We start from the raw sequence: 14,272 nt of genomic DNA, 5'->3' as shown, positions 1-14,272 counted from the left end.
TCGGGTTTCGCGGGCAGGCTCTAAGGTGGTCGGGTGCGTCTCGTCATCGCCCAGTGCACCGTGGACTACATCGGCCGGCTCACCGCACACCTGCCGTCCGCGCGACGGCTGCTGTTGTTCAAGGCCGACGGCTCGGTCAGCGTGCACGCCGACGATCGTGCCTACAAGCCGCTCAACTGGATGAGCCCGCCGTGCTGGCTGAGCGAGGAGCCGGGGCCGGTGTGGGTGGTGACGAACAAGTCCGGTGAGCAGTTGCGCATTACCGTCGAGGCGATCGAACACGACTCCAGCCACGAGCTGGGCATCGATCCGGGACTGGTCAAGGACGGCGTCGAAGCTCACCTGCAGGCGCTGCTCGCTGAGCACGTCCAGCTACTCGGCGAGGGCTATACGTTGGTGCGTCGCGAGTACATGACCGCGATCGGCCCGGTGGACCTGCTGTGCCGGGACGAGAAGGGCGGCTCGGTCGCGGTGGAGATCAAGCGCCGCGGCGAGATCGACGGTGTGGAGCAGCTCACCCGTTATCTGGAACTGCTGAACCGCGACAGCGTGCTGGCTCCCGTGCAGGGGGTGTTCGCCGCCCAGCAGATCAAGCCGCAGGCCCGCACCCTGGCCATTGATCGTGGGATCCGTTGTCTGACATTGGATTACGACAAGATGCGGGGTATGGACAGCGACGAGTATCGGCTGTTCTGATGACGCGGCGCCGCAAACCGCCACTTAGGGCGCCGTCGCTGGCGCCGCGCCGGCTGGAGACCGGGCCGGACGGCTACGAGTACGAGGTGCGCCCGATCGCCGCGGCGCGGGCCGTCAAGACCTATCGCTGTCCCGGATGTGATCACGAAATACGTTCCGGCACAGCACATGTGGTGGTGTGGCCAGCTGACTCACCAGCTGCGGTGGAAGACCGGAGGCATTGGCACACGCCGTGCTGGACCAATCGGGCCAACCGCGGGCCGACCCGCAAGTGGTCCTAGCGCTCGGCCGGCTCCACCAACTCGATCAACACCCCACCGGCGTCCTTGGGGTGGATGAAGTTGATCCGGGAGTTTGCGGTGCCGCGCCGGGGCGCGTCGTAGACCAGGCGCACGCCCTGGGCCCGCAGCTGCTCGCACATCGCGTCGAGGTCCCTGATCCGGCAGGCCAGCTGCTGGATGCCGGGGCCGCGCTTGTCGATGAACTTCGCGATCACCGAGGTCTCGTCGAGCGGGGCCATCAGCTGGATCTGTGCGCTGGTGCCGGGCACGGCCAGCATCGCCTCACGAATGCCCTGGTCGTCGTTGATTTCCTCGTGCACCAGGATCATGCCCAGGTGGTCGTTGTACCACTCGATGGCGGCGTCGAGGTCGGCGACTGCGATGCCGACGTGATCGAGGCCGGTAACCAGTGAGGTAGCCAGACTCTGACGGGCGTCAACTTGATCGGTCGTCATCTCCTAAAGGTAACCTCATAGAGACAAAACCACACTTCCGGGTTGGCGCGGCCAGCCCTTCGGTGTGCGCTGAGGAGGATTCATGACGACGTCGGTGATCGTTGCTGGAGCGCGGACACCTATCGGCAAGTTGATGGGGTCGCTGAAGGATTTCAGCGGCAGCGATCTGGGTGCCATCGCGATCAAAGGTGCCCTGGAGAAGGCGAACGTGCCGGCTTCCGCGGTCCAGTACGTGATCATGGGCCAGGTCTTGACCGCCGGGGCCGGGCAGATGCCCGCGCGGCAGGCTGCGGTGGCCGCCGGTATCGGCTGGGACGTGCCGTCGCTGACGATCAACAAGATGTGTTTGTCCGGGATCGACGCGATCGCCCTGGCCGACCAGCTCATTCGTGCCGGTGAGTTCGATGTCGTGGTCGCCGGTGGTCAGGAGTCCATGACCAGGGCGCCGCACCTGCTGATGGACAGCCGATCGGGCTACAAGTACGGCGACGTCACGGTGCGCGACCACATGGCCTACGACGGGCTGCACGACGTGTTCACCGATCAGCCGATGGGTGCGCTGACCGAGCAGCGCAACGACGTCGACAAGTTCACCCGTCAGCAGCAGGACGAATACGCGGCGCAGTCCCACCAGAAAGCGGCCGCGGCCTGGAAGGACGGTGTGTTCGCCGAGGAGGTCGTACCGGTGGAAATCCCGCAGCGCAAGGGTGATCCGCTGCAGTTCGCCGAGGATGAGGGCATCCGCGCGAACACCACCGCCGACTCGCTCGCCGGCCTCAAACCGGCGTTCCGCAAGGACGGCACGATCACCGCGGGATCCGCGTCGCAGATCTCCGACGGCGCGGCCGCGGTCGTGGTGATGAACAAGGCAAAAGCCCAGGAACTCGGGTTGTCCTGGCTGGTCGAGATCGGTGCGCACGGCGTGGTCGCCGGACCGGACTCGACCCTGCAGTCCCAGCCCGCCAACGCCATCAAGAAGGCGCTGGACCGCGAGGGTATCTCGGTCGAGGATCTCGACGTCGTGGAAATCAACGAGGCCTTCGCCGCGGTGGCCCTGGCCTCCACACAGGAGCTGGGGATCGACCCGGAGAAGGTCAACGTCAACGGCGGTGCGATCGCCGTCGGACACCCGATCGGGATGTCCGGGGCACGCATCACGCTGCACGTGGCGCTGGAGCTGGCCCGCCGCGGATCGGGCTACGGGGTGGCAGCACTGTGTGGTGCCGGCGGCCAGGGCGACGCGCTGATCCTGCGGGCCGGCTAGCGCGCCGACGAGTTTGCTGGCGGACCACCGATCCGACACCTTTACAGTTTCTGTGAGATTTGTCATATGAGCTCCCGAAAGCCCCGGAGGGCGCCGTCGGTGGTGCGAAGCGGCGTGACAGACTTGACGGCGTGACACGTCCACGGCCCTCGATCGGGCCAGCGTTGGCCGGTGCGGTCGACCTGTCCGGTCTCAAGCAACGCGCGCAACAGAAGGCGGCGACCCCCTCCGCCGCTCCGCAGTCCGGCGACCGAAGCGACCCCGGTGACGTAGCGGTCATTCAGGTCACCGAGGCCAACTTTGAAGACGAGGTGATCAACCGGTCCGACGAAGTCCCCGTCGTGGTGCTGCTGTGGTCACCGCGCAGCGAGGTCTGCGTCGAGTTGCTCGAGACGCTGGCGGGTCTGGCCGCCGCGGACAACGGCAAGTGGGCGCTGGCTGCGGCCAACGTCGACGCCGCGCCCGGGATGGCCCGGGTGTTCGGGGTGCAAGCGGTCCCGACGGTGGTGGCTCTGGCCGCGGCGCAACCGATTTCGAGTTTCCAGGGTCCGCAGCCGGCGGATCAGTTGCGCAGCTGGATCGACAAGCTGCTGGACGCGACCGCGGGTAAGTTGCGGGGGCCGGGAACTGTGGGAGAGCCGGCGCAGGTCGACCCGGCGCTGGCCCAGGCCCGGGCGGAATTGGAAGCCGGCGATTTCGCCGCGGCCAAAGCGTCCTACCAGGCGATCCTGGACGCCAACCCGGGCAGCGTCGAAGCCAAGGGCGCCATCCGCCAGATCGACTTCCTCACCCGCGCCACCGCGCAGCGACCGGACGCCGTCCTGGTTGCCGACGCCGTGCCCGAGGACATCGACGCCGCGTTCGCCGCGGCCGACGTGCAGATCCTGAACCAGGACGTCGCCGGGGCGTTCCAGCGACTGACCGCCCTGGTGCGGCGTACCTCCGGAGACGAGCGCGGTAAGGTGCGCACGCGGCTGATCGAGTTGTTCGAGCTGTTCGACCCGGCCGACCCCGAGGTCGTGGCCGGGCGGCGCAACCTCGCCAACGCGCTGTACTGAGACCTGCGCCGGTTACTCGGGTTCCAGCCACAACGCCGACATCGGCGGCAGCACCATCACCGCCGACGCGGGGCGTCCGTGCCAGGGGTCCTCGGTGGCATCCACGCCACCGAGATTGCCGATCCCCGAGCCGTTGTAGACCGTCGCATCGGTGTTGAGCACCTCGCGCCAGCGGCCGGCGGCGGGCAGGCCCATCCGGTAGTTGGCGTGCTCGGCACCGGCGAAGTTGAACACACACGCCAGCACCGAACCGTCGCTGCCGTAACGCAGGAAACTCAACACGTTGTTGGCCGAGTCATTGGCATCGATCCAGGAGTAGCCCTCCGGGGTGGTGTCCTGACTCCACAGCGCCGGGTGGCTGGTGTAGATGCCGTTCAGGTCGCGCACCAATCGCAGTGTCCCGTTGGAGAATCCCTGCTCGTCGAGCTGCCACCAGTCCAGGCCGCGTTCCTCGGACCACTCGGCACGTTGCCCGAACTCCTGACCCATGAACAGCAGTTGCTTGCCCGGGTGGGCCCACTGGTAGGCGAGCAGGCTGCGCAACCCGGCCGCTTTGGCGTGGTTGTCGCCCGGCATCCGGCCCCACAGCGTGCCCTTGCCGTGCACCACCTCGTCGTGACTCAGTGGCAGCACGTAGTTCTCGCTGAAGGCATACAACAGCGAGAACGTCATCTCGTGGTGGTGATAGTTGCGATAGATGGGATCACGGCTGAGGTAGTCGAGCGTGTCGTGCATCCAGCCCATATTCCACTTCATCGAAAAGCCAAGGCCACCAAGGTTCGTCGGGCGGGTGACACCCGGCCACGACGTCGACTCCTCGGCAATGGTGACGATGCCCGGCGCGGCCTTGTGTGCGGTGGCGTTCATCTCCTGCAGGAACTGCACCGCCTCCAGATTCTCCCGCCCGCCGTAGATGTTCGGCGTCCAACCGTCGGCCGGACGCGAATAATCCAGGTAGAGCATCGAAGCCACCGCATCCACCCGCAGCCCGTCGATGTGGAACTGGTCGAGCCAGTACAACGCGTTGGCCACCAGGAAGTTTCGTACCTCTGGTCGGCCGAAGTCGAAAACGTAGGTGCCCCAATCCAGTTGCTCGCCGCGCTTGGGGTCGGAGTGCTCGTAGAGTGGCGTTCCGTCGAACCGGCCCAGCGCCCACGAGTCCTTGGGGAAGTGGGCCGGCACCCAGTCCACGATGACGCCGATACCCGCTCGGTGCAGGGCGTCCACCACCGCTCGGAACTCGTCGGGTGTGCCGAACCGGGAGGACGGCGCATAGTACGAGGTGACCTGGTACCCCCACGACCCGCCGAACGGATGCTCGGCCACGGGCAACAGCTCCACGTGGGTGAAACCCTGTTCGACAACGTATTCGGTCAGCTCATGGGCGAGCTGCCGATAGGTCAGGCCGGGCCGCCACGAGCCCAGATGCACTTCCAGGGTGCTCATCGGCTCGAACACCGGGTTGCGTTGCGCGCGGCGGGCGATCCACTCGTCGTCGGTCCAGGTGTACTGGCTCACCGTCACTCGCGACGCGGTCTGCGGCGGCACCTCGGTGCCGAAGGCGAACGGGTCGGCGCGGTCGGACACCACTCCGTCGGCGCCGTGCACGCGGAACTTGTAGAGGCCGTCGACGGGAAAGTCCGGCCAGAACAATTCCCATACGCCCGAGGAGCCCAGCGTGCGCATCGGGGCGTCGTTGCCCGTCCATCCGTTGAACTCACCAATCAGACTGACTCCGTTGGCATTCGGCGCCCACACTGCGAAGGACACCCCGTCGACCACCCCGTCGGGCGTGGTGAAAGATCGGGGATGAGCGCCGAGCACTTCCCAGAGCCGTTCGTGGCGGCCCTCGGCGAACAGGTGCAGGTCCACTTCGCCGAGGGTGGGCAGGAACCGGTAGGCGTCGGCAACAACATGTGGGGCGGCGCCTCGAGGATCTCCGTAGGTCACTTCCAACCGGTAGTCGACCAGGTCGACGAAGGGCAGCACGACCGCGAACAATCCGGAACCGATGTGCTGCAACGGGAATCGCTGGTCGCCGACCAACGCGACCACGCTGGTCGCGTGCGGGCGGAAGGTCCGGACCACCGTGTGATCGCCGTATTCGTGGGCGCCCAGGACACTGTGCGGATTGTGATGCACGCCTGCCGTCAACCGGTCCAACTCGGCGGGGTCGGGCGCCAGGTGTGCCGTGGCGAGATCAGTTCGATTCATTTCCTGTCACCTCCTGCGCAGCAGGGTGCGTCGGGCCTCGTCGGGTATGACCGGCATGTTCACGATGTGCGCCACTGTCCGGCCCGGATCGAGGCGGACGTAATTGGCTTGCCCCCATTGATATTCCTCACCGGTGATCTCGTCGCGCACCCAGAACCGTTCGTAGGGCTCCATACCCAACGCCTCCATGTCCAACCACAGCGTCGACTCCTCGGGTCCGAACGCGTTGAGCGTCACCACCACCAGCACGCAGTCACCGGTAGCCGCGTCGAACTTGCTGAAGGCCAGCAGGGCGTCGTTGTCCAAGTGGTGGAAATGGATGGTGCGCAGCTGCTGCAGCGCAGGATGCAGGCGGCGGATCTCGTTGAGCCGGGTGATGAACGGCTCCAGCGAATTCCCTTCGGCCAGCGCAGCCGCGAAGTCGCGCGGACGCAATTCGTATTTCTCCGAATCCAGGTACTCCTCGCTGCCTTCGCGCACCGCGCGGTGCTCGAACAGCTCGTATCCCGAGTACACCCCCCACGCCGGGCTCATCGTCGCGGCCAGCACCGCACGGATGGCGAACATGCCCGGCCCGTTGTGTTGCAGGATCGCATGCAGGATGTCCGGCGTGTTGACGAACAGGTTGGGGGTGCGGAAGTCGGCGAGTCTGGCGATGTCGTTGCCGAACTCGGTGAGTTCCCACTTGGCCGTGCGCCAGGTGAAATAGCTGTAGGACTGGGTGAAGCCCAGCTTGGCCAGGCCGTACTGGCGAGCCGGCGGAGTGAACGCCTCGGACAGGAACAACACGTCGGGGTCGACCGACTTGACCTGGCCGATCAACCAGGCCCAGAAGTTCGGCGGCTTGGTGTGCGGGTTGTCGACCCGAAAGAACTTGACGCCGTGGTCGATCCAGTACCGCACCACGCGCAGCACCTCGTCGTAGAGGCCGGCCGGGTCATTGTCGAAGTTGATCGGATAGATGTCCTGGTACTTCTTGGGCGGGTTCTCCGCGTATGCGATGGTGCCGTCGGGCAGCTCGGTGAACCAGTTGCGGTGGTCGCGGGCCCACGGATGGTCCGGCGCGCACTGCAGCGCCAGGTCCAGAGCAACTTCCAGGCCCAGGTCGCGGGCGGCGGCGACGAAGTCATCGAAATCGTCGATGGTCCCGAGCTCTGGATGCACTGCGTCGTGGCCGCCTTCGTCGCTGCCGATCGCCCACGGCGACCCGACGTCTCCGGGCGCGGCGGTGGGATTGTTGTTGCGGCCCTTGCGGTGCACCTTGCCGATCGGGTGGATCGGCGGCAGGTAGACGATGTCGAAACCCATCGCGGCGATCCGGGGCAGCGCGGCCGCCGCGGTGGCGAAGGTGCCGTGCACCGGGTTGCCCTCAGCGTCCCAGCCGCCGGTCGAGCGCGGGAACATCTCGTACCACGAACCGAAACGGGCCAGCGGCCGGTCCACCCAGACGCCGAACTGCTCTCCGCGAGTGACCAACTCCCGCAACGGGAACGCGTCGAGCAGGTCTTCGATCTCAGGAGCGAGCGCCAACGCGGTGCGGGTGATCGGGTCACCTGGCGTCCGCAGCGCCGCCGCCGCGGCCAACAGCGGTTCCCGTTGCTGGCGGGGCACCCCCGCGGCCGCGCGGTCGAACAGCGCGGCGCCGACCAGTAAGTCGTTGGACAGTTCGCTCTCGCCTTGGCCTGCATCGAGTTTCGCCGTCAACCCGTGCCGCCAGGTGTGGATCGGATCACCCCAGCCCTCGACCCGGAACGCCCACAAGCCAACCCGGTCGGGCGCAAACTGGCCGTGGAAGACATATGGTTCCAGGCCGAGCGCCATCGGCAGGCGCAGCGGGCTATCGCGCTCGGACCCCTCGCTATCCGGGGCGGACTTGACCCCGCGCCCTTCGGTCACTTGCGGGTAGCGCGTCCCCAGATAGCGCACCACCAGCGTGGCTGCCACCGCGTCATGGCCCTCTCGCCACACCGCGGCACTGACCGGGATCACCTCGCCGACCACCGCTTTGGCGGGGTACGTACCACACGAGACCACGGGCTGGACGTCGTCGATCTCGACACGACCGGGCACCAATCACTCCCATCCGATGTGCGGCCCCTGCTGCGCTGCATTGTCGCTGGAGGGTCCGGCTGCCCGGCTGCGTGGCGGCCCGGCCCTGGGCCGCATCGTGGCCGGAATATTCCTGAGCTGTTCACCCCGGTCGGCGCGTCGGTCGGTCATCGGGGTGTCGTTCTGGGTCGGTCTGTTGGCCTCTTTGCGCCCATACCCACCCTAGTGTCGGACTACACCGAAGGTGTCGAAGCCGACTGTCGAGGCGTTCCCGGCGGAAGGCTGCAGCCTGGCAAAACCTCAGTAAGGTTGAAATGCGTGAAAGCCCTCCGCCGCTTTACCGTCCGTGCTCACCTTCCCGACCGACTCGCCGCGCTGGACCAGCTGTCGACGAACCTGCGCTGGTCGTGGGAGAAATCCACCCAGGATCTGTTCGCGTCCATCGACGCTGAGCTGTGGTCCAGGTGCGGCAACGATCCGGTGGCGGTGCTCGGCGCCGTCAAGCCCGCGCGTCTAGACGAATTGGCGCTCGATGAGGATTTCCTGCGTCGACTGGACGCACTCGCCGCCGACTTGAACGACTATCTGACCAGGCCGCTGTGGTATCAGCAACAGGGAGACGAGGCAGCCCTGCCCACTGGGATCGCGTATTTCTCGATGGAGTTCGGTGTCGCCGAAGTGCTGCCCAATTACTCCGGCGGTCTCGGAATTCTGGCCGGCGACCACCTGAAATCCGCATCCGATCTGGGGCTGCCGCTGATCGCGGTCGGGTTGTACTACCGCTCCGGGTACTTCCGCCAGTCGTTGACCGCGGACGGTTGGCAGCAGGAGACCTACCCGTCGCTGGACCCGCAGGGACTGCCGTTGCGGTTGCTCACCGACGCCGCCGGCAGTCCGGTGCTGGTCGAGCTGGCCTTACCGGATTCCGCACAGCTGCGGGCGCGGGTCTGGGTCGCGCAGGTCGGCCGGGTGCCGCTGTTGCTGCTGGACTCCGACGTCCCGGAGAACGAGCACGAGTTGCGCGGCGTGACAGACCGGCTGTACGGCGGCGACCAGGAACACCGCATGGTCCAGGAGCTCCTGGCCGGGATCGGCGGGGTCCGCGCGATTCGCGCCTTCACCGCCGTCGAGGGGCTGCCGGCCCCGGAGGTCTTCCACATGAACGAGGGTCACGCCGGCTTCCTCGGGGTCGAGCGTATCCGCGAGCTGGTCACCGAATCGGGCCTGGACTACGACACCGCGCTGACGGTGGTGCGGTCGAGCACGGTGTTCACCACCCACACCCCGGTCCCGGCGGGCATCGACCGGTTCCCGGTGGACCTGGTGCGGCGCTACTTCGACGACCAGGGCGACGGCGTCCCGAAACTGCTGCCCGGGGTGCCCACCGCCCGGGTCCTGGCGCTGGGCGCCGAGGACGACCCGACCAAGTTCAACATGGCGCATATGGGCCTGCGGCTGGCGCAGCGCGCCAACGGCGTATCGCTGCTGCACGGTCAGGTCAGTCGCGCCATGTTCAACGAACTGTGGCCCGGATTCGACGCCGGTGAGGTGCCGATCGGGTCGATCACCAACGGGGTGCACGCCCGCACCTGGGCGGCGCCGCAGTGGTTACAGCTGGGCCGCGAGCTGGCCGGATCGGATTCGTTCAGCGGACCGGCCGTCTGGTTGCGGCTACAGCAGGTCGACCCGGGGCACCTGTGGTGGATCCGATGCGAACTGCGGGCGCTGCTGGTCGAGGACGTCCGGGCTCGGCTGCGCAGGTCGTGGCTGGAGCGCGGCGCATCAGAAGCCGAATTGAGTTGGATCGCAACCGCATTCGATCCGGATGTGCTTACCATGGGCTTCGCCCGACGGGTTCCGACCTACAAGCGGTTGACCCTGATGCTGCGCGATCCGGCTCGGCTGGAGCGGCTGCTGCTTGACGAGCACCGGCCGATCCAGCTGATCGTCGCCGGCAAGTCGCACCCGGCGGACGACGGCGGCAAGGCGCTGATCCAGCAGGTGGTGCGGTTCGCCGATCGACCGGAGGTGCGCCACCGCATCGCTTTCCTGCCGAACTACGACATGTCGATGGCCCGGCTGCTCTATTGGGGCTGCGATGTCTGGCTGAACAATCCGCTGCGGCCGCTGGAGGCCTGTGGCACCTCCGGCATGAAAAGCGCCCTCAACGGCGGCCTGAATCTGTCCATCCGCGACGGTTGGTGGGACGAGTGGTACGACGGCGAAAACGGTTGGGAGATACCGTCTGCCGACGGCGTGGCCGATGAACACCGGCGCGACGACCTGGAGGCGACCGCGCTGTACAACCTGCTCGAGCAGGCGGTGGCACCGAAATTCTACGAACGTGACGAGCACGGCACGCCGCCGCGCTGGATCGAGATGGTGCGGCACACGTTGCAGACCCTCGGACCCAAGGTGCTGGCATCGCGGATGGTCACCGACTACGTCGAGCAGTACTACACCCCGGCGGCCCAGTCGCTGCGCCGCACGGTCGCCGCTCCCGACGGCGGCCACGAGTTCGACGCGGCGCGCGAGCTCGCCGCGTACCGGCGCCGCGCCGAAGCGGCTTGGCCGAAAATCCACATCACCGACGTGGACAGCACCGGATTGCCCGACAGCCCGCTGCTCGGGTCGAAGCTGACGCTGACCGCGACTGTGCAACTGGCCGGACTGTCGCCCGACGAGGTAGCGGTGCAGGCGCTGCTGGGCCGGGTCGATGCCGGCGACGTGCTGCAGGATCCGATCGTGCTGGGAATGACCTACGCCGGCAGCGCCGACGGGGGCAACCAGGTGTTCTCCACCACGACGCCGCTGCCGATGGCCGGTGCGCTGGGCTACACCGTGCGGGTGCTGCCGCGGCATCCGATGCTGGCCGATAGCAGCGAACTAGGGCTGGTCACGCTCGCGTAGCTGTCGGCGAGCAGACGCAAAGGCCCCGGAAAAACGGCGTTTTAGGGTGCTTTTGCGTCTGCTCGCGCCAGGCGGGTGAGCGCCGCGCGGACCTGCCCGGCGTTGGTGGTCTGCCAGAACGGCGGCAGCGAGGCACGCAGGTACTCGCCGTAGCGTGCGGTGGCCATGCGCGAGTCCAGCACCGCCACCACGCCGCGGTCGCTGACCCGGCGCAGCAGCCGGCCCGACCCCTGCGCCAGCAGCAGCGCCGCATGGCTGGCCGCGACGGCCATGAAGCCGTTGCCGCCGCGGGCGGCGACCGCGCGCTGACGTGCGCTCAGCAGCGGATCGTCCGGCCGCGGAAACGGGATGCGGTCGATCAGCACCAACGACAGCGACGGCCCCGGCACATCGACGCCCTGCCACAACGACAACGTGCCGAACAGCGACGTGGCCGGATCGGCGCTGAACTGCTCCACCAACGCTGAGGTGCTGTCGTCACCCTGGCACAGCACCGGGGTGGACAACCGGTCGCGCATCACCTCGGCGGTGGCCCGGGCCGCGCGCATCGAGGAGAACAACCCCAGCGTGCGGCCACCGGCGGCGGTGATCAGATCGGCGATCTCGGCCAGCTGCTCAGCCGATCCGGTGCCGTCCCGGCCTGGCGGCGGGAGATGCGCGGCGATATAGAGGATGCCGGATTTCGCATGCTGGAACGGCGATCCGACGTCAAGGCCGCGCCAGGACGACTCGCCGCTCAGTCCCCAGGCCGCGGCCATCGCATCGAATGTCCCGCCGACCGTCAGCGTCGCCGACGTCAACACCGTCGTCGACCGGGTGAACACGTGGCTGGCCAGCAACCCGGCCACCGACAGGGGAGCCACCCGCAGCACTGCGCGCGGTGCACCGCGGTTGTCCTCGTGGTCGAGCCAGACAATGTCGGTGCGGTCGACCAGGGCCGGGCCGAACGAGACGAGGACTCGAGCGGCGGTGTCGGAGATCTCGAGCAACGCTGCCGCGGCCTCCGCGCGCGCCGCGGCCGCCCTTGCATCGCTGGTGCCTTCGATCGCCGAGCGGGCCGCGGCAGCGGCGTCGCGCAGCGCGGTCAGGTAGGTCGCCAACTCGTCGTCGAGGTGGTCGATACGGCCGGGCCGGGCTTCGTGGATCGCTGACGCGAAAGTCGTCGAAGCCGCTTCCAGGCGCTGGACCAGCTCGGGAGCCACCAGGCGGGCGATGCGTCGGGTGGCCACTCCCAGCGTCGCCGACGTCAGTTCCGCGGTCGCCACCGAGGTCACGCGATCGGCCAGCTCGTGCGCCTCGTCGACGACCAGCAACTGGTGTTCGGGCAGTACGGCCGAGTCGGACACCGCGTCGATGGCCAGCAGTGCGTGATTGGTGACGACGACATCGGCCCCGCCGGCGCGCCCCCGGGCCCGTTCCGAGAAGCATTCGGTGCCGAACGGGCACCGGGCCACGCCGATGCATTCCCGCGCCGAAACGCTGACCTGTGCCCAGGACCGGTCCGGTACACCGGGTTTGAGGTCGTCGCGGTCACCGGACTCGGTTGTCTCCGCCCATTCGGTGAGGCGTTGCACGTCGCGGCCCAGCGCGCTGACCGCCATCGGATTGAACAGTTCCTCCTGCGGTGCATCGGAATCCTCGGTATGCAGAGAACCATGGATCTTGTTCAGACACAGGTAGTTTCGTCGTCCCTTGAGTAGGGCGAACGTCGGCCGGCGCGGCAGCGCGTCGGCCAGCGCGTCGGTCAACCGGGGCAGGTCGCGGTCGACGAGCTGGCGCTGTAGCGCGATCGTCGCTGTCGACACCACCACGGGTTCGTCGTCGCTCACCGCCCGCAGGATCGACGGGACCAGATATGCCAGCGACTTGCCGGTGCCGGTGCCGGCCTGCACCACCAGGTGCTCACCCGTGGCGAAGGCCTGCGCGACCGCAGCCGCCATCTCCTGCTGGCCGCGGCGCGCACTGCCGCCGAGCGCCGCCACGGCGGTGGCCAGCAGCGCCCCGACCGCTTCGGCCTCAGACACCGTCAGGCCGGGATGATCTGGGTCGGTATCGCCGGTTCGCCGGGCGACAAACTCAGGCCCTCCCAGGGCAGGCTACGCAACCCCGCGGCCACCCGCTCACGGACCGCGGCGAGGTCCTCGGCGGCGACCACCCGACCCGCGCGGACCAGCGGGGTGGTCAACACCCGGTGCGGCTCGTCGATGCCGGGTGCGCGCCCCGCCGGATGCACGATCTCCTCGGTGATGGTGCCGGTCGGCCGCGCCAACCGCAGCGCCGCCTTGCGACCGCCGTGCGACTGCTTCTGGCTGCTGCGCTTCTGCACCGGAATGCCGTCCACCTCAACGAGTTTGTAGACCATGCTGGCCGTCGGCGCCCCCGAACCGGTAACCAGCGAGGTGCCCACGCCGTAGCTGTCGACCGGTGCGGCGAGCAGGCCGGCGATGGAGAATTCGTCGAGGTCGCCGGTCAACACGATGCGGGTCCGCGGGGCGCCGAGATCGTCGAGTTGAGCGCGCACCTGGTGGGCAAGCACCGCGAGATCGCCCGAATCGATACGGACCGCACCCAACTCCGGTCCCGCGGCTGCTACCGCGTTGGCCACCCCCGTCGTCACGTCATAGGTGTCGACCAGCAGCGTGGTGCCGGGCCCCAGCGCATCGACCTGCGCCCGGAAAGCGCCCAACTCTTGGGGCCCGTCCCGCCCGGTATGAACCATGGTGAACGCGTGCGCGGCGGTCCCCACCGCGGGCACGCCGTACCGTCGGTGGGCCTCCAGATTGGAGCTGCCGGCGAAGCCGGCCAGGTAGGCGGCACGGGCCGCCGCGACCGCGGCGCGTTCGTGGGTACGCCGGGTGCCCATCTCGATCACCGGCCGGTTGCCCGCCGCGCAGACCATGCGCGCTGCGGCCGACGCGATCGCCGTGTCGTGATTGAAGATGGACAGCGCCAGGGTCTCCAGCAGCACGCATTCGGCGAAGCTGCCGTGCACCGACAACACCGGAGAGTGCGGGAAATACAGCTCGCCCTCGGCGTAACCGTCGATGTCGCCACCGAAGCGGAAGTCCCGCAGATAGTCCACCGTGTCGGGATCGAGGAACCCGGCCAGCAGATCGCAGGCGTCGTCATCGAATCTGAACTGCGGCAAGACTTCCAGCAGGCGGCCGGTTCCGGCTACCACGCCGTAGCGGCGGCCCGCCGGCAACCGGCGGGCGAACAGGTCCCAACTGGTCCGGCGGTGGGCGGTGCCGTCGCGCAGCGCCGCCGCCAGCATGGTCAATTCGTATTTGTCGGTCAGCAGCCCAGCTAATGCCGAGTCATTCACGTCGCCAACGGTATCGGCTG

Annotated in this window: 10 protein-coding genes; 5 read left to right on the top strand and 5 right to left on the bottom strand. The window is 67.9% G+C overall.

Going from position 1 to position 14,272, the window contains the following annotated elements:
- Positions 1-33 precede the first annotated feature (33 nt).
- Positions 34-696 carry an endonuclease NucS gene (nucS, locus tag ACZYZ9_RS12640; protein ID WP_463826604.1) on the top strand — a complete coding sequence of 221 codons (663 nt, stop codon included), beginning with the start codon at positions 34-36 and terminating at the stop codon, positions 694-696.
- Positions 696-977 (top strand): hypothetical protein, encoded by a 282-nt coding sequence (locus ACZYZ9_RS12635; protein ID WP_463826603.1) that lies wholly within the window; start codon positions 696-698, stop codon positions 975-977. Before nucS ends, ACZYZ9_RS12635 begins: the two co-directional genes overlap by 1 nt.
- Here ACZYZ9_RS12635 and mce read toward each other — a convergent pair.
- The gene (gene mce / locus ACZYZ9_RS12630) at positions 974-1,432 is read right to left on the bottom strand and encodes a methylmalonyl-CoA epimerase (protein ID WP_463826602.1); all 459 of its coding nucleotides are present in this window, start codon (positions 1,430-1,432) and stop codon (positions 974-976) included. The genes ACZYZ9_RS12635 and mce overlap by 4 nt on opposite strands.
- Positions 1,433-1,514: 82 nt before the next feature.
- Here mce and ACZYZ9_RS12625 point away from each other — a divergent pair, with 82 nt between their 5' ends.
- Both ACZYZ9_RS12625 and ACZYZ9_RS12620 read left to right on the top strand, forming a co-directional pair.
- The gene (locus tag ACZYZ9_RS12625) at positions 1,515-2,696 is read left to right on the top strand and encodes an acetyl-CoA C-acetyltransferase (RefSeq protein ID WP_463826601.1); all 1,182 of its coding nucleotides are present in this window, start codon (positions 1,515-1,517) and stop codon (positions 2,694-2,696) included.
- Between the two features lie 131 nt (positions 2,697-2,827).
- Positions 2,828-3,754: a tetratricopeptide repeat protein gene (locus ACZYZ9_RS12620; protein WP_463826600.1), complete on the top strand. Its 927-nt coding sequence runs from the start codon at positions 2,828-2,830 to the stop codon at positions 3,752-3,754.
- Positions 3,755-3,766: 12 nt separating this feature from the next.
- On the opposite strand, the gene glgB is transcribed toward ACZYZ9_RS12620, so the two are convergent.
- On the bottom strand, positions 3,767-5,968 hold the full coding sequence (gene glgB, locus ACZYZ9_RS12615) for a 1,4-alpha-glucan branching protein GlgB (RefSeq protein ID WP_463826599.1): 2,202 nt from the start codon (positions 5,966-5,968) through the stop codon (positions 3,767-3,769).
- Positions 5,969-5,974: 6 nt separating this feature from the next.
- The gene (locus tag ACZYZ9_RS12610) at positions 5,975-8,038 is read right to left on the bottom strand and encodes an alpha-1,4-glucan--maltose-1-phosphate maltosyltransferase (protein ID WP_463826598.1); all 2,064 of its coding nucleotides are present in this window, start codon (positions 8,036-8,038) and stop codon (positions 5,975-5,977) included.
- A gap of 297 nt (positions 8,039-8,335) precedes the next feature.
- Between ACZYZ9_RS12610 and glgP the strand changes: the two genes are divergently transcribed.
- Complete coding sequence (gene glgP / locus ACZYZ9_RS12605) at positions 8,336-10,927, top strand: alpha-glucan family phosphorylase (protein ID WP_463826597.1); 2,592 nt, start codon at positions 8,336-8,338, stop codon at positions 10,925-10,927.
- A 41-nt stretch (positions 10,928-10,968) separates the two neighbouring features.
- On the opposite strand, the gene ACZYZ9_RS12600 is transcribed toward glgP, so the two are convergent.
- The gene (locus ACZYZ9_RS12600; protein WP_463826596.1) at positions 10,969-12,951 is read right to left on the bottom strand and encodes an ATP-dependent DNA helicase; all 1,983 of its coding nucleotides are present in this window, start codon (positions 12,949-12,951) and stop codon (positions 10,969-10,971) included.
- 2 nt (positions 12,952-12,953) lie between these two features.
- Complete coding sequence (locus tag ACZYZ9_RS12595; RefSeq protein ID WP_463826595.1) at positions 12,954-14,252, bottom strand: nicotinate phosphoribosyltransferase; 1,299 nt, start codon at positions 14,250-14,252, stop codon at positions 12,954-12,956.
- Positions 14,253-14,272: the final 20 nt, after the last annotated feature.

The organism is Mycobacterium sp. IDUB_28 (genome assembly GCF_055419285.1).
This window is presented reverse-complemented; position numbering and strand designations above follow the sequence as displayed.